This window comes from Parashewanella sp. 2210YD4-3 (assembly GCF_056591735.1).
In genome coordinates this window covers 173,531-190,347 of sequence record NZ_JBWQOG010000001.1, presented here as the reverse complement: position 1 = coordinate 190,347, position 16,817 = coordinate 173,531, and the positions used below count along the sequence as shown (strand labels likewise).

The 16,817-nt window shown below is 38.8% G+C and carries 13 protein-coding genes; 9 read left to right on the top strand and 4 right to left on the bottom strand.

Translation table 11 applies throughout. The annotated features are described in order from the left end of the window. Positions 1-2 precede the first annotated feature (2 nt). The 3 genes from AC1EU0_RS00840 to AC1EU0_RS00830 all read right to left on the bottom strand — a co-directional run bounded on the left by AC1EU0_RS00840 (position 3) and on the right by AC1EU0_RS00830 (position 5,044). Positions 3-2,411 carry a Lon protease family protein gene (locus tag AC1EU0_RS00840; protein WP_480299988.1) on the bottom strand — a complete coding sequence of 803 codons (2,409 nt, stop codon included), beginning with the start codon at positions 2,409-2,411 and terminating at the stop codon, positions 3-5. A gap of 413 nt (positions 2,412-2,824) precedes the next feature. Further along, entirely contained in the window at positions 2,825-3,295 is a 471-nt protein-coding gene (locus tag AC1EU0_RS00835) for a hypothetical protein (RefSeq protein WP_480299987.1), read from the bottom strand. A 315-nt stretch (positions 3,296-3,610) separates the two neighbouring features. Next, positions 3,611-5,044: an OmpA family protein gene (locus AC1EU0_RS00830; protein WP_480299986.1), complete on the bottom strand. Its 1,434-nt coding sequence runs from the start codon at positions 5,042-5,044 to the stop codon at positions 3,611-3,613. A gap of 234 nt (positions 5,045-5,278) precedes the next feature. Here AC1EU0_RS00830 and AC1EU0_RS00825 point away from each other — a divergent pair, with 234 nt between their 5' ends. From AC1EU0_RS00825 to AC1EU0_RS00810, 4 genes are all read left to right on the top strand, one after another. Continuing rightward, a complete protein-coding gene (locus tag AC1EU0_RS00825) occupies positions 5,279-5,788 on the top strand; it encodes a cytochrome b (protein WP_480299985.1) in 510 nt (169 codons plus the stop codon). A 268-nt stretch (positions 5,789-6,056) separates the two neighbouring features. Continuing rightward, positions 6,057-6,824: a transcriptional repressor AgaR gene (gene agaR / locus AC1EU0_RS00820; protein ID WP_480299984.1), complete on the top strand. Its 768-nt coding sequence runs from the start codon at positions 6,057-6,059 to the stop codon at positions 6,822-6,824. Positions 6,825-7,324: 500 nt separating this feature from the next. Further along, entirely contained in the window at positions 7,325-8,602 is a 1,278-nt protein-coding gene (locus AC1EU0_RS00815) for a D-tagatose-bisphosphate aldolase, class II, non-catalytic subunit (protein ID WP_480299983.1), read from the top strand. Positions 8,603-8,635: 33 nt separating this feature from the next. Further along, the gene (locus tag AC1EU0_RS00810; protein WP_480299982.1) at positions 8,636-9,778 is read left to right on the top strand and encodes an SIS domain-containing protein; all 1,143 of its coding nucleotides are present in this window, start codon (positions 8,636-8,638) and stop codon (positions 9,776-9,778) included. A 163-nt stretch (positions 9,779-9,941) separates the two neighbouring features. Here AC1EU0_RS00810 and AC1EU0_RS00805 read toward each other — a convergent pair whose 3' ends face one another. Further along, positions 9,942-10,850, bottom strand: a complete 909-nt coding sequence (locus tag AC1EU0_RS00805) for a LysR family transcriptional regulator (protein ID WP_480299981.1) — start codon at positions 10,848-10,850, stop codon at positions 9,942-9,944. A 267-nt stretch (positions 10,851-11,117) separates the two neighbouring features. On the opposite strand from AC1EU0_RS00805, the gene AC1EU0_RS00800 reads away from it, so the two are divergent. The 5 genes from AC1EU0_RS00800 (at position 11,118) to AC1EU0_RS00780 (ending at position 16,690) form a co-directional block, all read left to right on the top strand. Further along, positions 11,118-12,089: a Bug family tripartite tricarboxylate transporter substrate binding protein gene (locus AC1EU0_RS00800; protein ID WP_480299980.1), complete on the top strand. Its 972-nt coding sequence runs from the start codon at positions 11,118-11,120 to the stop codon at positions 12,087-12,089. A 25-nt stretch (positions 12,090-12,114) separates the two neighbouring features. Beyond that, on the top strand, positions 12,115-13,464 hold the full coding sequence (locus AC1EU0_RS00795; protein ID WP_480299979.1) for an OprO/OprP family phosphate-selective porin: 1,350 nt from the start codon (positions 12,115-12,117) through the stop codon (positions 13,462-13,464). Positions 13,465-13,566: 102 nt separating this feature from the next. Further along, the gene (locus tag AC1EU0_RS00790; RefSeq protein WP_480299978.1) at positions 13,567-14,019 is read left to right on the top strand and encodes a tripartite tricarboxylate transporter TctB family protein; all 453 of its coding nucleotides are present in this window, start codon (positions 13,567-13,569) and stop codon (positions 14,017-14,019) included. A 15-nt stretch (positions 14,020-14,034) separates the two neighbouring features. Then, on the top strand, positions 14,035-15,561 hold the full coding sequence (locus AC1EU0_RS00785) for a tripartite tricarboxylate transporter permease (protein WP_480299977.1): 1,527 nt from the start codon (positions 14,035-14,037) through the stop codon (positions 15,559-15,561). Between the two features lie 4 nt (positions 15,562-15,565). Continuing rightward, positions 15,566-16,690: a lyase family protein gene (locus AC1EU0_RS00780; RefSeq protein WP_480299976.1), complete on the top strand. Its 1,125-nt coding sequence runs from the start codon at positions 15,566-15,568 to the stop codon at positions 16,688-16,690. Positions 16,691-16,817 lie beyond the last annotated feature (127 nt).

The window sequence follows — 16,817 nt, the reverse complement described above, 5'->3', positions numbered from 1 at the left end:
GATTACTCGCTATCAATATTTCTCAGTAATATCAGTTTGCTATTAGCCGATTCATAGACAGAATCTTTAGTAAAGCCATTATGATTCGGCTCACCAGCCGCTTTTCCTGTTAATAGCTTTATAGCCTGGCTAACATGACTAATTGCCCAAATGTGGAATTGCTTTCTTTTTATGGCTTCGATAATGTCTTCCCTTAGCATCAGGTTATCAACATTACTTTGAGGGATAATCACACCTTGTTGTTTGCTGAAACCTTTAGCCATACAAACATCAAAGAAACCTTCGATTTTCTCATTAACTCCACCGATAGGTTGTGCAACTCCAAACTGATCCATTGAGCCTGTTATTGCTATATCTTGTCTTAATGGAACTTCACTAATCGCTGACAATACTGCGCAATATTCCGCTAATGAAGCGCTATCACCATCTACACCTGAGTAGGATTGCTCAAAAGTTAAGTAGGTCGTTAGTGGAATTTCAGCGCTCTTTCCTAACATAGAAGCTAAGTATGAAGTTAAAATCAAAACGCCTTTGCTATGGATTTGTCCTCCAAGTTTGACTTTGTGTTCAACATCAAGCACTTCACCTTCGCCATAGGCTGTATTTGCAGTGATGCGACTAGGTAATCCAAAACGATGCTCACCAGTGGATATAACGGTTAGCGCGTTAATTTGCCCAACTGTCGAGCCTTGTACTTGCAGCAAAGTGCGACCTGTATCTAAATCTTCTTGCATTATATCTTTAAGCTTTGAAACACGATGCTCTTGATTATCTAATGCTTTCTGAACATGGCTTGCGCTAATCTTTTTCGCATTATCATTTTTGGCAACGAAGTTGGTTTCACGTAGCAGGTTAGCGATATCTGCAGAGTACAGAGATAATTTGTTTTGATCATCCGCACGACGAGAACTGTATTCAATGATTCTTTCGATGGCTGATTTGTCACAATGAAGCATGCCATTGTCATGAACAATAGAAGCGATAAATCGAGCGTAATGCTGTTCACTTTCTTCGGTTCTTGGCATATGAGTTTCAAAGTCAGCCGTGACTCGAAACAGTTCTTTAAAATCCGGATCGTAGTGCTGGAGTAAGTGATAGGTTTGATGATCACCAAACATTATGATTTTGACATCAAGAGGAATGGACTCAGGCTCGATTGAAATACTGCCAGACAGTGAAACTTCTCGCTCTAATGAGCTTAAATCGAGCTTTCGTGCTCGAAGGGCTCGTTTTAAACCATCCCAAACGTATGGACGTTCTAATACCTTCATCGCGTCGATCATCAAAACACCACCATTGGCTTTATGTAAGCTGCCGGCTCTGATTAATGAGAAGTCGGTGAAAACAGTCCCTTTAAAAGTGGCGTTCTCAACATAACCAAACAAACTGTGGTAGCTGGGGCTTTCTTCCACTTGAATGGGGAAGTGTTCGGTTTGCTGCTGAACAAGCACGTTGACTTGATAACGGCGGGGCATCTTTTTTTCTAACGTCGCGTAAGCAAGTCCAAGTTGATCTTCACTTTGCTCGATGAACAAATCAACATTCGTCACCATATCTTTTTGCATGGCAACAAGGTGATGGCTAACCTCATCGTTGGATTTGTATTTATCCAACAAAGGCTGAATAAAGTGGCAAATGACTTCTAAAGCGGTTTGCTCATTATGTTCTTGTTGTTTATCGCTGAACTCTTCTTCCCACTTCGTAAAAGTGCGAACGGCTTGCCTTAGCTTAGTTTCAAGTTCTCTAATGCTTTTTTCTATCGCATCTTTTTTCTTTTTAGGCAGCTTCTCAAAACTTTCTTCTGTATGTGGCTCTTTACCATTAAGTGCCATCAATTGGTAATCACCTTGCTGGGTTACCACTAACTGAATATCTTGCTTTTCGGCTTCCTTGGTGAGCTTAGAGAGTTCTTCCTCTTGCTGATCGGCTAACTGCTTTTTAAGCTGATCAGAGCGATTGAAATACATTTCATTTTCAAAGGAAAGTGGAAGTGCTTTAACCAAGCGTAACACCAATTTTTCGATATCTTCTTTAAACTCGTTAGCATGACCAATATCGAGTTTTAGTACTTTCGGGCTTCGAGGTTCGTCAAAGTTACTGACATAACACCAATCAAATAATTCTCTGTGAGACTGTAATTGGTTCAAGTAACGCAGCATCATGGTGCGTTTGCCTAATCCATTTTGACCTATTGCAAAAATGTTATAGCCTTTCTCTTCCATTCCCATTGCAAATTCAACAGCTTGCTGAGCTCGCTCTTGTCCAACGATTTCATTGATAGGGATTAACTGTGCCGTAGTTTGGTTCTTAGTTTTTAACGATTTGAGTTTACTTGCACGATAAACGTGAGAAGCAGAAAGCTTTTTTACAGGAACATAAAAAGAAGAATGCAGCGCGTCAGTTTGAGTCATAGTCCGTCCTGATGTTTAAGGCGTTTTCCTTTGAAAAGCGGTACAGCTTAAACCTTAGATCAAAGTATGAATGGATAATATTATTCGATAATTATTACCATCTTAGTATAGATTCATCAAAGATGAACGTAATGATTTTCATCACAAAAATGAGGTAAATGCAAGGAATCTTGCTATAACTTAAATGAGTGCTCGTACCTCATTAATAAAATAATTAATCACAAGGAGTGTGTTATGCAAGAATATTTTATTTGGATAATTTCAGCCACATACATCGGTGTTTTTTTAGCAATGTTACTAGTGACTTACATTGATAAGCAGTATCAAAATAACCACAACCAAGGGTGATATATTTTGATTCAGTAAGCCGCTAAGGAAAGAACCCTGAGCGGCTTTGTTTGTGGTGGGTTTACCTAGGCTAAGCCATAAACCTCTTTTAATTTGTTTGCAATATTTATATGAGAACCAGAATGATAGGTTCCATGATTTACATGTAGCATGTGGTAGTCTTCATGTTTTGAATTAAACCATGAATGAGTAATTTTCATTTTTCCTGCCCTAGAGGCCGAAACACAAGTTGCATTCAAGCGAGCTGTGTATTGTATTGCTTCTGGGTGATTTAACGAATTTGTAATATGATCCGTAGTTCGGGTTCCCCTAAACCATGATATAGCAGTAGCAAAAAAATCACGTAAGCTAAATCCAGCTTTTTTATCTGTAATTCTAGAAACACTATATTTTTCTGATTTTGTATCAAATTTGATTTCATATTTTTTGCCGTTGGGCATATCAATATGAGTATGGCAATTTAGTGAGTAACTTCCCTCAGTCTCAATATGATGAACAAGGGCTTCTTGAACTTGTTGTAAATTAATACCTGACATAACTAAATCCTTCTAAAATCAGCCTATGCCTTAAAACTAGCTGTCTAATAGAGCTAATGCCAGTAAAATGATCGAGCTTTAATGTGTTGGAAATCGTAGGTTAATTCATTAAAAAACAAATGGTTTTGAATGGATTTATATAAAAATCACAATTTGTACCTGAGCATCTGGAAATACGTTATAAATACATTGTTACATCGAGTAATAAGGATTAGGTCTACAAGATTGAGCTGGAAGCGTTTACTACAGTGGGAAATGCATTGAACCTTAGGCTCTCGTTATAGATAAGAGCCTAAGTTAAAAGGATGTTTTAGGCTATTTGTTGTCGCTTCGTAGTACCAACTCAACACGACGATTTTGTTTTTGGCCCTCTAGCGTTTGGTTATTGGCTACTGGCGCATATTCGCCCACCCCAATGGCCGTTAATTGAGATTTGGATATCTGATGTGATTTTATGAGTAGCTCGACGATTTTGTTTGCTCGGCGCTCTGATAGAGTTTGATTATAGGAGCGCTTTCCTTGATCATCAGTATGCCCTGCAACGTAAAATGTTAACTTGGGGTGCTTTTTTAAATAGAGGGCTAGTTCTGATAATAACGGCACTGATTCAGGCAGCAATTCGTTGCTATCAAACTTAAACAATAAACCATCTAAACTCGCATGACCGGTAGCTTGAATACTTTTACTAAGGCCGTCGGCATCAAACGCTATTCTGTCGGTGTTTAGTGGCTTAGCTTCAACAATTTTAAGCTCAGTCCAAAGTCCACCTTTGAACCCAAGAACATAATTGTGAGCATAGATATTGCCGTTCGGGCGTTCTAGTTGATAAGTGGTGTAAAATTGACTTTCATCATTGCCAATGTTCGCAAGCAAATTTAGTTTTCTTTCCAGTGCGCCTGCTTTTCCACAATCAAGCCCTTGGCAGTGGAATATTTGCTTAAACCCAAGCTTATTAAAAGCTTGCTGATAATTCCGAAAAACCTCGTATTCCGAATATTCTCTTGGTAATTTATACTCAATATATGTGAGTTTTCCCTCCACAGGCATTAATTCATAGTCGCTGTTTTTAACGCTTTTGATGAGATGCGTCTTAACGTAATTGTTCGCAACATAGTCTCTAATATAAGCACCTTGTAATCGCCCAAACATAGGATGATCATTGCTACCGCTGGCGTCTTTACTTTCTTTGGATTCAAACTCTGTTTCTTTAGCCGCTTTTTCGAGCGCTTTCTCATCTATTGTTATTAAGCCTAATGGCTCAGGCTTTTCATGCAGTACAGCAATATTTAATTCGGTTTGACGAGCCCAAGCAAATGCGAGAACTGAAACATAAAATACTTGATTATTGTTGGTTAACTTAGCCGTTATCAAATGAGTATGATCACTTCCGATGCTTTGGAGGGGATCTAAGAACCGTTCAATTTTTTTGAATCTTCCACAAGTTTCAAGCTGACAAGTAAATATAATCTCGGCATTCTGTTTTTTGAGTTGACCCAGATAGTTTTGAAAAATATTGCTAGGCTCGTGTGAGCGGTCAACTTTATAGCCGAATCGCTCTAGTGATCCTGATTTTATTAAAGGTTGGATCTTTCCTTTTTCAATCGCCGCAATAAATTTTTTATGAATGAAATGGCGTTGCTCTGATTTCTCGAGTTTACTGTCGGGAAAGGGAGTAAAAATATTTTGTGTATAAGCAGCATTACTCATGAGAAAAGCAATGCATACTAAGCCTAATTTCCATATTCGCACATGAATGTCCTTATTTTTGTTAATTCAAATTCATAGTAATTTGAACAATAAATCAAGGCAAGCTCGTGGCTATTAAGTTTGTAAACAATCAAACAAACGGATGATAGATGTTATCAATCATCGTAATTTTTACGTTACTTAAGTTTTCCAAGTTAAACCGTATCTTGCTATCTGACTGTTAAATATAGTGATATCGTGTACTGAATAAAAATGTGGCGTCAAAAAGGACTGATAATGACAAACACAAAAGCTTATTACATCGACAGAGGGCTGCACTGGCTATCCGCAATTATCATCATTGATATGCTTTGGGGAATGGGAACCTCAATACACATAACTGATTACCGAATAAAGGGCGACTTGATTCACAAGCAAGACGCAATGACTTATCACCTCATTGAAGCCATTGCCTTATTTTTCCTGTTAGGTGGCCGCATTTTATGGAATCGCATATATCCAAACCGTGATACGAAAATGGTTTTCCAAAGTGTCAAGCATAAGGTTATGACTTATGGATTGCACTACTCCCTTTATTTAACTTTCGCATTACTTGCAGCTTCAGGTTTCGTTTCTCTAATAAATGGTGAATTACCATTAGACTTTTTTGGCATTCTGTCAGTTCCATTTACACCAGTAGATAGAGATCTTTTTGGCCTCGCGTTTGAAAGTCACGAATGGCTTACAACATGGCTGTATGCAGTATTAGGTGTCCATATAATTGGTGGTTTGTATCTACATCGATAAATCCATTTTAAGAAAATATAGTGATTTCAACGAACAATGCTCCGCCATTATAAATTGAGGGCCGATGGTGGTGTTGATATGTTACCGCTCAAGTAACAACTGAACTGTTTTTATAAGAAGAAACGTTTGTGTACGAATATTGGCGATGATCTTACCCCTGAGTCTTATGTTATCAATGAAATAAAAAAACTGCTTTCATTTACTTTCATTGTGTGAGGTGATTAGAGTTGATAACATACTATTACTGTCAAAATAGAAATTATTATTTATGCTAAGCACAATAGAGAGACGAAACGAAATCGTTAATATGATCAATGAAGTAGGGAGGCTAGAGGTTCAAACGCTAGCTGAAAAATTCAACGTTTCAACAGTTACCATTAGAGCAGATCTTAATGATTTGGATAACAAGAGATTATTGATCCGTTCTAGAGGTGGTGCGATTGCTGCGAAAAATATAGCAAAAGAACTTTCAGTAAAAGAAAAGCATTGCGAAAACCATATTGTCAAAGGAAAAATTGCAGACGCGGCGATAAAGCTTATAAATGATGGTGAAGTATTATTGCTTGATTCGGGCACAACAACCGAACAGGTGGCGAAAAAGTTAGTATCGCATAAAGATCTTGTCGTTATGACTAATGGTCTAAATATAGCCAATGAGTTAGCCAACTTAAGTGATGTAGAAGTCATGATGACTGGTGGTAAGTTACGCCAAAAATCATTATCTTTTTATGGGCAGCAAGCTGAGGCTAGCCTTGAAAACCTTCGTTTCGACAAACTTATTTTAGGTGTAGATGGAATTGATGATACGGCTTCCATTACAACACATTTCGAACAAGAAGCATCGCTTAATAGAGTGATGTGTAGATCGGCAAAACAGATAATAGTCGTTGCTGATTCTTCTAAATTTGCTAAAAGCGGCTTTCATATCATTTTAAATTTATCGGCCATCGATGTATTAATTACAGATAGTAAAATACCTGAATCGTTTAAAACCTTTGCTACAAACGCTAATGTAAAATTAATCATCGTAGATTAGAGGGCATTCCCAATTAAAGACTTTTTGATTTGTTACTGCCTAAAATTTGCAAAATCAAGGCACGAAGAATGAAGTTTAGTGAACTAAACGAAAACTGAGTAACGCAGAGTTTGCAATTTTTAGGCGTAACCCGAAGGGCTGAGTTCCTTTTTTGTTTAAACTTCGTTGTCAAATGTTCATGTAGAAACGTAGTAACGACAGTTGTGTATGTCGGTAGTAACCACACTTCACATTTTCCGCCTTGTTTAACCTAAAAATTAACTTCAGCAAATCAAAAATCTAATTGGGAACGCCCTCTAACCCTCCTTCTCTCCATCGTTTTAATGTGTGTCACAGCTTGTTTGTGCACGCATTTGTTATCCCCGTTTGTTTGCATATTTAAGTGTTTGCTCCTTTAAATGAAAATACCTGCAAAACCAACCGAAAGTAATTGAAAGTATTTGAAGGTGATTAAAAGGTGTTGTATTGTCTTTCAAAAGATAAAAACAAGTTGAAAGGTAATGAAAGATATTTGCTCTGTAATAAAGTCAAATAAAAGAGGTAAAGTAAATGGGCTTTACTCTATTTGCTCTGCTCATCCTCTAGTCATTGAAGCTGCCATAGAGCAAGCGAAGCAAGACGGAACTCCACTATTAATTGAAGCGACTGCGAATCAAGTGAATCAATTTGGTGGATATACAGGAATGACCCCCAATGAATTTCTTGCGTTTGTATATGCCATTTCAAATAAATTAGGTTTTCCTCAAGAAGCTATCTTTGCTGGTGGAGATCATCTTGGACCAGTTTGTTGGGTCAATGAACCAGCAGAGCAAGCAATGGCTAAAGCCGAAACGTTGATTGCATGCTATGTTGCAGCTGGGTTCAAAAAAATACATTTAGATACTAGCATGCGCTGTGCTAACGATCCTGAAGTTCTCGATGATAACGTTATTGCTCAAAGAGCTGCGCATCTTTGTATGATTGCAGAGAAAACTTCAATTAAACATTTTGGGAACAGTGACATTGTTTACGTTGTAGGAACAGAAGTTCCGCCACCTGGTGGAGCAAGCGAGGAGCTTTTGAAAGTCGATCCTACTCCCGTAAATAGGGTTAAAGACACAATCGAACTACACAAAAAAGCGTTCGAAAAACTATCATTGATAAAGGCTTGGGAGCGAGTCGTAGGTTTAGTTGTACAACCAGGCGTTGAATTCGACCATGTTGGTATTGTTGACTATCAACCTAATGCAGCTGTTGAACTTAAACAATTTATCGAAAGTGTTCCTAATATAGCTTATGAGGCCCACTCTTCTGACTACCAAAAAGATGAAGCTTACTGCCAACTCATTCAAGACCACTTTGCTATTTTGAAAGTTGGCCCACAATTAACCTTTGCACTGAGAGAAGCGTTATTTGCTTTGTCATTTATTGAAGATGAGTTGATCCCTATAGAAGAACGCTCATGTTTAAGAAATGTTTGTGATGAGGAAATGCAGGTTAATCCAAAAAATTGGCAAAAATTTTACCCCTTAAATAACCAATCTAAATTTTATCGCCGCTTCAGTTACAGCGACCGAATCCGCTACTACTGGAATAATCCACGCATCAAAAATGCAGTTGACCAATTACTCAGTAATCTTAACTCCAATGCAATTCCATTGCCTTTGATAAGTCAGTTTTTCCCAGAACAATATAAACAAATAAGAAAAAATGAATTAGAGCTTACTCCTGTTTCTCTGATCAAAAGCAAAATAAAACAAGTTACTGAGGCCTATGCACAAGCGTGCTGGAAGCAATAATTAATACAGTCATATCAAATACTAGGGATAAAAATGTCTTCATATCTATCGATAAACGAATCAGAACTCAAAGACGCTAATGGGTATTGGACGGCTAGAGAAATCGCACAACAACCTGAAATGTGGTTGCAAACCATGGATCAAGTTAATGCTTCTAAAGACAAGATAAATACTTGGCTTCAGCCACTTTTGGTCACGGATGATTTACGTATCTTACTTGTTGGGGCTGGCACGTCTGCTTATATAGGTGAAACTCTTGCGCCTTTACTTAATGTCAAAGCTGGTGGGAAATTTGAAGCGATAGCCACTACAGATATTGTTAGTGCACCGAATCAGTATTTACATAAAAAAAGGCCAACTCTGTTGGTTTCGTATGGCCGCTCAGGTAGTAGTCCTGAAAGTGTTGCAAGCGTTGAGTTAGCGGATCAGTGTATTGAAAATTGCTACCATTTAGTCATTACTTGTAATCCCGAAGGTGAGTTAGCCTTAAAAGCCGCATCCTCGGAAAATATGTTTGCTTTGGTTTTACCCTCACCGACCCTAGATCAGAGCTTTGCGATGACGAGCAGTTTTACTTCAATGATCGTTGCAAGTTTATCGATATTTCAACCAGATGAAGAGCAATTGGCATCAGTGGTTCTGGCTTCGCAAGGGCTTTTAGGGGGAGGACTCGAAAGAATAAAAGCACAAGCCAGTTTACCAACGAAAAGAATGGTGTTTTTAGGTTCTGGAGGGGTACAAGGTATAGCAAAAGAAGCTGCATTAAAGGTTTTAGAGCTTACTGCTGGCGATGTTATGAGTTATTACGAATCACCTTTGGGATTTCGTCACGGACCAAAATCTTTAGTGAATGAAAAAACCGAAATCATTCTGTTTTCATCCAGTGATCCATACTGCTCTTTGTATGAACAAGACATATATAAAGAGTTGGTCAACGATGGTATTGCTTTAAGTGTTACTCAACTCAATAGCGAAATTCTCAACATTCCAGAGAAGATTGATGATGTATGGTGTGCATTACCCTATATTCTTTACTGTCAGATAATCGCGTTTTTCAAATCCTTCAATGGCGGTCATACACCTGATAATCCCTGTCCTACGGGTGAAGTAAACCGTGTCGTTCAAGGAGTAACTATATACAGGCTAGAAAACTCTGATAGTGAAGAATGTCACTAGCTAAATAAAAGAGCCCAATCCTAAGTTATCACTATGTTTCTTTGATTCTTGGAGAAACACCTACTGAAGATTATGCTCAATTTGCCTAAGTAATAGTGAATGTATCTTGTGAAGCATGGCAGGTCTCTATCACAATATTTTCGATAGGGAACCAAGCAGTTCCCTATTCTTCAATCAGAATATGCTCATTTTCAAGGTGAGCCAAATCAGATTTCAGCAATTCAATAAAACTTTTAGCGGCATGAGATAACTGTACCGATTTTGGGTATAAAATACCGAAGGACATCCAGCGTTCAGGGACGATTGGGCGAGTTACAACTTGTTTATCGACAATTTTTGCCGTCAACGAATCAGCAATAGTGATCCCTGCTCCATCTGCAACTAAGAAACAAGCTAGCTGAGAAGAGGCAACTTCACATGCAAATGATTTCTCTTGCCCCTCAGAATGAAAAAAATCTTCCATTTGAGTCCTTAATAACAGGTTGGGTAATAGAGCTATCATTGCTTCATCTTTTAAGTCACTGGCACTGATCTCTGATTTTTCATTCAACGGATGGTTCAAGGGCAAAATTGCTTCAGCACGAACTTTTAATAGCACTTCACTATTAATATCAGGGTGATTTATCGGTAATGGTCCAATGCCAAGGTCATATTCTCTCCCCAACAGCCACTGCTCTGCATCTCGACGTGTACGAACATCAACACTTAAATGGACATCAGAGTGCAAGGTTAAAAAGTTCTTTACGGTGGGAGAAACAAGAGTCGGTGCAACTCTTGGCATGGCAAGTACTCTTAACCTCTGAGTTTGAGCAGTGCGTATTTCATCGGCGATACGTTTAATTTCATCTAAATTATCTAAAATACGTCGTGCTTCACGGTCAAATGCAATCGCTTGTTGAGTTGGGATTAAGCGTCTGCCGCTACGTAAGAATAATTCAAGCTTCAGTTCGCCTTCCAAAGAAGAAATCAAACGACTGATAGCAGATTGACTTAAGTGCATCTTTTCAGAAGCTTTAGCTATCGAGCCTTCAATCATAGTAATACGGAAAGCCCTCAGCGCTTTTATATTCATAGATGCCTCCAGCTGTATGCAAATTACGCAAGAGTATATTACTTATTTGCACTTTTGGAAATCATCAGTTCATTTTAGAGTTACACCGTTCAAAACAATTAACTGTGCTTTTATGGGAGCATTAGTAAAGAAAGATGAAGCACGAGAATAAATCATGGTCTTAGCTGTGATGAACTACTTCAAAACTAATGCTTCACCAAGATTAAGTTAATTGGTTTGGATGGTGTTGTACCATATGGCGCTAAATTGATTGGAGGAGGTTATAAAATGAAAGCTAAAACTTTTTTTATTTTTAAATTGACCTTGCTGATTTTATTCAGTGCTATTTTCACCCCGACCTATGGCTCTTCCCAGCCTTTCCCTTTAAAGCCAATAAAGTTGATTGTACCCTACAAAGCGGGAGGGGGGGTAGACAGCTATGCAAGAGCGATAGCAGCTACACCCTTCTCCCATAAAACTCAGCCATTTGTAGTTATCAATCAAGCCGGTTATGGCGGCCTAAATGGGACTGTAACATTAAAAAAAGCCAAACCCGATGGTCATACTCTGCTTTTAGTGTCTGCTAGTTCATTACTTTTATCTTCTCTTCAGCGTAAACCTGATATTGCTCCCTTCAAAGATTTTAAGGTTATCGCTCAAGTAGGGGAGTTAAATACCGCTTTGGTTGTACCAGCAGATAGCCCTTATAAAAATATTTATGAATTAATAGCGGCACTACGAAATAAGCCATCCAAAATGCGGTGGGGACACTCTGGCCGAAACAGCTTTCATCATTTCAGTGGTGTGAACTTTCTGAAAGCTAACCACTTAACTGTTCGAGATGTTCCTTTTCGAGGTGGAGGTCCTGCAAGAGCGGCGTTGATAAGCCACCAAGTGGACTTTGGTTTTATTGGCGTTCAACAACTGAAAGGATACGAGTCACTATTGAGAGGGCTCGCCGTAAATGCAAAGTCACGTGATCAAGCAATGAATTCAATACCCACATTTAGTGAGTTAGGTATTAAAAACGTTAACGTATCTTCACCTGTAATAGTACTTGCACGCAAAAAAACACCTGAATCCATCACTCAGAAATTACAAAGTATTTTTCAAGACTTATCACAGGTTCACTCCTTTAAAGAAAGACTAGCGAAGCAAGGGCTGAACACTTCTTTCGCTAATGCAAAACAAGCTCAAAGTCAGCTTATCAAGATAACGAATCTTATAAATCAAAAAAATAAGACTTCTATATCCCCTTAAATATATCCTTATGGAGATAATAATAATGAAAAAGACATTTTTGCTCAGTAGTTTATGTGTTGCCATGTTTGCTAGCACTTCAGTATTTGCAGATTCTACAGAATCTGAAATTGCAGCGCTTAAAACTCGACTGGCCGAGCTAGAAAAAAATTTAGAAAAGAAGCCTGCTAAAGTAAAAAATACTGGTGCAGGTCTTCGTATTAAAGATAAGAAATCAGGCACGAGCTTTAAGCTTAATGGTCGTTTTCACTTAGATTATGACAACTTTGATGGCGCTTATAACGCTAAAGAAGATGGCGAAAACTCAAGCGACTTGTTCATTCGTCGTGCACGTATTGGCTTTTCAGGAAATCTAAATCAAGACTGGGGTTACCAGATGGTTTTGGCTTTCGGCGGTGGTAACCGCAAGGGGAAAAACCGTGAAGATGGTCGCCTTCAAAATGCTATTTTGAGCTATAACGGTTTCAAAAGAAACGGTGGCCCTCAAATTCAAATCGGTAAAATTAAAGAAGACGTGACTTTAGAGGCAGTGACGAGTAGTAATCACGTCACTGCAATGTCACGCTCTGCAATAGTGAATGCAGTATCTCCATTTTTCAACTGGGGTTTACGTGTAAACCAAAACTTTAAAGACACTGGTCTTCGTTATGCGGTTGGTGTTTATCAAGCTGCAGATGGCGCAAGTAATGGTCGTAAAGATGGCAATGGCAATAACTTGTGGGCTGTGACTGGTCGTGTTAACTACGCACCAATTGCTACTAAAGATAGCGTTATTCATTTAGGTGCATGGGGCTCTATTCGTGAACATGGTGATGCTCAGCTTCGTAATCGTGCTCGTGGAGAAATCCGCAATACGAATGTTCGCCTACTTGATTCCAATGCTGGTGGTAAAGGCGTTGCAGTGAGCAAAATTAATGAGTACGGACTAGAGTTCGCTGGCGTAAAAGGGCCATTTTCGATTCAGTCTGAATACATCATGCGTGATGCCGACACAACGAATAGTGCAGATTCGGCTCCTGAATTGTCTGGTTACTACGTAACGGGTAGTTATTTCCTTACAGGTGAATCACGTTATTACGACCAAGCAAAAGGTGCATTTAAACAACCTAAAGGCGTTAAAAATGCTTGGGAAGTATATGCTCGCTTAACCAATGCAGATGCAACTTTTAACAACGCAGCTTTAGGTAATCAATCTCAAGGCACCGAAATCGACGTGATGACTTTAGGGGTGAATTACTATGTGAACTCCCAGTTGCGTTTCATGTTGAACTATCAAGATGCTGAAGTTAAAGGCAGTGATAATGCCGTTACTAGCTTAGTTGGAACTCAAAGCTCGGGTAAAGGGTTTACAGCCCGTGCTCAATATACTTTCTAAATTAGCTATAAAGAGTTAGTTAATAAGGGCTATCAAAACGTAGCCCTTTTTTTTACTTCACGTTACCCACGCAAGAACATAAAATGGACACACCAATGTAATATGAAACGGTATATTGTAGTGCTCAAAGGTATCTTAATATTTATTATTGGATTGACCGCGCTTTGGCAATCTATGCTTATTCCACACATAGTGAAAGAAGAACTTTGGGTGGGAACCTTACCTTCAAGCCTATCTATCTGTTTATGCGTTATTGGTGGTTACTGGTTTTTTAAAGGGGTTAAGCAAAAAAAACATGTCCCCATTATTGAGCTTTGCTGTTATGCGCGCCCAATTTTCCTCTTTAGCTTAAGCCTTGCATTTTACTTTTTGATCCCGAAATTGGGCTTCATTGTCTCGATGCTATTTTTTAGCCCGCTAAGTATGTTTATCTTCGGTATTCGCAACCCCTATACCATCACCGTTGCAACCGTAATTTCTGTTAGCTTAGCTTATGTTCTTTTATATAAAGTATTTGATTTAACGCTCAGCGATCCACTTGGCTTACTTGAATAGGCTTAGAGGTTAATTATGGAAATAATCAGTGCTTTTTTTCACATATTTCAGAATACCGAGCTATTGCTTTTAATTGTTCTCGCTTCTGTATTTGGCATGTTGGTGGGAGCAATCCCCGGTCTTACTATTTCTGCGGCGATGGCGATCACTTTACCTCTTACTTACTATGTCGACCCTCTGTTTGGTATTGCACTTCTATATGTGATGGGGAAAGCGGGAAGATACGGTGGCTCGATTGCAGCGGTTTTGTTCAATACCCCAGGAACAACAGCTTCGACAGTTACTCAACTTGATGGTTATCCTCTCGCTCAAAAAGGGCAAGCTGAAAAAGCATTAAAAGTTAGCGTACTGTCATCTGTTGCTGGTGATTTGTTTGGTGATTTTGTTTTACTTCTTTGCATTGGATTTTTAGCTTCAATAGCATTAAAACTAGGCCCTCCTGAGCTATTCGCGATTTACTTTACAACGTTTACTGTACTTGCCTTAGTTGTTGATAAACACCCTATAAACTCAATTGCTTGCGTTTTATTAGGCATGTTGGTTTCTAGCATTGGCTTCGATCCAATTTCAGGACAAGAACGACTGACATTCGGTTTCAGCGAACTGGCAAATGGTATCAATTTAGTGCCTTTAATGATTGGTGTTTTTGTCGTTTCAGAGGTTTTCAATCAAGCTGAACATGCCAAAACTAATAAAGTTAAACCTAAGCATGTGCAAAGTCCGATAAAAAAAGAAGACTGTAATATCAGTAACAAAGATATTAAACAGTGCTCATTACCTGTTCTTTCTGGAAGTATTATTGGCTCAATAGTTGGATTATTACCCGGCATTGGCTCTGCGGTTGCCGCTTATTTATCTTACTCATTCTCTAAGTCTCGCTCCAAAGTACCTCACTTATGGGGAAAAGGGCAAATAGCCGGAATTGCAAGTGCTGAATCAGCTAATAATGCGGTTTCTGGACCATCAATGATTCCATTATTAACACTGGGCATTCCCGGTTCAACCATGGGCACAGTTCTTTTAAGTGCGCTTTTTATCCATGGTTCCGACTTTGGTCCTGCTTTTTTAGTTAGCTCCCATGACTTTTTACTTCAGGTATTTGTTTGTGGGCTTCTTGGTGTTCTGTGTTATGCCATCATGGGCTATTGCCTATCACCCTATCTTGCAAGATTCACAGCCAGCACCCCAAAAGTTATTATTTATCCAGCCATTTTTATTATTTGTTTAATTTCGGTTTACTCACTATCAGGCTCAAGTTTTGACATTCTTATTATGCTAATTGCAGGAATAGCTGGATGGTTAATGAAAAAAGCAAAACTCTCTCCGCCTATTTTTATCATTGCATTTATCTTAACCAAAGGTGCTGAAGAAAGTTTCTTGCAAACCAAATTACTCTCAGAAAGTGGCATTGATGTCATCTTAGCCCGCCCTATAGCCCTAACCTTTATTGGATTAAGTGCCTTAATAGTCTTAATTCGATGCTTTGTTTTTTTAAACCGACAACCGTCAACAATGACGAGTGCGGATCACACTAGGAACTAGCCTTATGCTTCACTGGCAAAGTTATCGCCACCTGTTTTTTGATGATGCGATGAATTCGATATGGGATGAAAATAGGACACTTCATCTATGGTTAGACTTAGAGAAAGTTATTGCTAAACAGCAAGCGAAACTCGGATTGATTTCGCCAACTTGTGTGCATTATCTCGATAAAATTCAAGTAACAGACCTTAACCATCAAGCGCTATTTGATGATATGAAACTTGTTGGGCGACCAATACTTGGACTCGTTAAACAGTTAAAAAGTAAAGTGCCGCCAGAGTTGCAAGAGCAAGTCCACTTTGGATTAACGACTCAAGATATCATGGATACTTGTACAGCGATTCAGTTAAAAGACTCTCTTAGTTTCATCAAAAGATCCATTTCGGAGCTAATATCTAGCATTGAACCGCTTGAGCGTTCGACTACAGGCACAAGCACCATTGCTCGAACAAATGGGCAATACGCCATGCCAATGGAGTTATCACATAAATTCACTCTTTGGATATCTGAATTGCAGCGAAGACTTGAATCCATTGAGCGGGTACAAAGTCAATTTTTATGGTTACAGCTAAGTGGTGCGGTTGGTGCTTCAAACGACTTCGGTGAGCATGCAGAATCACTAAGAAATAAGGTTGCCAGTGAACTAGGGTTAAATGTTATAGAGCCACACTGGCAAAACGCACGAGATGGAATTGCTGAAATTATCGGTTCAGTTGGATTACTCAACTCAACCTTAACTAAGATTTCTCACAATATTAATTTACTGTCTTCATCTGATATTGCCGAATTTAAAGAAGTTATCTCAAGCGGTAAAGGCGCATCATCTTCGATGCCCCATAAAAGAAATCAGCGTAATTCAGAAATGGCAGAAGCGATTGCTCGGCTCGCTCGACAGCACTGTGAGCAAATTAATGAACTGACCTTACATCAACATCAACGCCAAGGTGGAGTTTGGGTGAGTGAATGGTATCTCGTGCCACAAGTATTCATGCTAACTGCTGGAGCGTTAAAATGGATCAAGCGCACATTTTGTGAACTTGAAATAGATAATCAAAAGGTAAAATCCAACTTAGATAAATTTTACTCAGAGAAAGACAACTCGAAGTCAGAGCAAAATATTTTGAGTTGATAAGCTCATGTATTGGTGTGGAATATAACCACCATTAACCTCTTTGAACATAGAAACATCAATATTTCAAAGAGGTTATTCCCTCCCTAATAAAGCACTCTCTCAGACCAATTGTTGCGTTTTGCGC

Excerpts from the sequence above, each read along its gene's own strand:
- AC1EU0_RS00840 (WP_480299988.1), bottom strand. The coding sequence starts at position 2,411 with ATGACTCAAACTGACGCGCTGCATTCTTCTTTTTATGTTCCTGTAAAA.
- AC1EU0_RS00835 (WP_480299987.1), bottom strand. The coding sequence starts at position 3,295 with ATGTCAGGTATTAATTTACAACAAGTTCAAGAAGCCCTTGTTCATCAT.
- AC1EU0_RS00825 (WP_480299985.1), top strand. The coding sequence starts at position 5,279 with ATGACAAACACAAAAGCTTATTACATCGACAGAGGGCTGCACTGGCTA.
- agaR (WP_480299984.1), top strand. The coding sequence starts at position 6,057 with ATGCTAAGCACAATAGAGAGACGAAACGAAATCGTTAATATGATCAAT.
- AC1EU0_RS00815 (WP_480299983.1), top strand. The coding sequence starts at position 7,325 with ATGAAAGATATTTGCTCTGTAATAAAGTCAAATAAAAGAGGTAAAGTA.
- AC1EU0_RS00810 (WP_480299982.1), top strand. The coding sequence starts at position 8,636 with ATGTCTTCATATCTATCGATAAACGAATCAGAACTCAAAGACGCTAAT.
- AC1EU0_RS00805 (WP_480299981.1), bottom strand. The coding sequence starts at position 10,850 with ATGAATATAAAAGCGCTGAGGGCTTTCCGTATTACTATGATTGAAGGC.
- AC1EU0_RS00800 (WP_480299980.1), top strand. The coding sequence starts at position 11,118 with ATGAAAGCTAAAACTTTTTTTATTTTTAAATTGACCTTGCTGATTTTA.
- AC1EU0_RS00795 (WP_480299979.1), top strand. The coding sequence starts at position 12,115 with ATGAAAAAGACATTTTTGCTCAGTAGTTTATGTGTTGCCATGTTTGCT.
- AC1EU0_RS00790 (WP_480299978.1), top strand. The coding sequence starts at position 13,567 with ATGAAACGGTATATTGTAGTGCTCAAAGGTATCTTAATATTTATTATT.
- AC1EU0_RS00785 (WP_480299977.1), top strand. The coding sequence starts at position 14,035 with ATGGAAATAATCAGTGCTTTTTTTCACATATTTCAGAATACCGAGCTA.
- AC1EU0_RS00780 (WP_480299976.1), top strand. The coding sequence starts at position 15,566 with ATGCTTCACTGGCAAAGTTATCGCCACCTGTTTTTTGATGATGCGATG.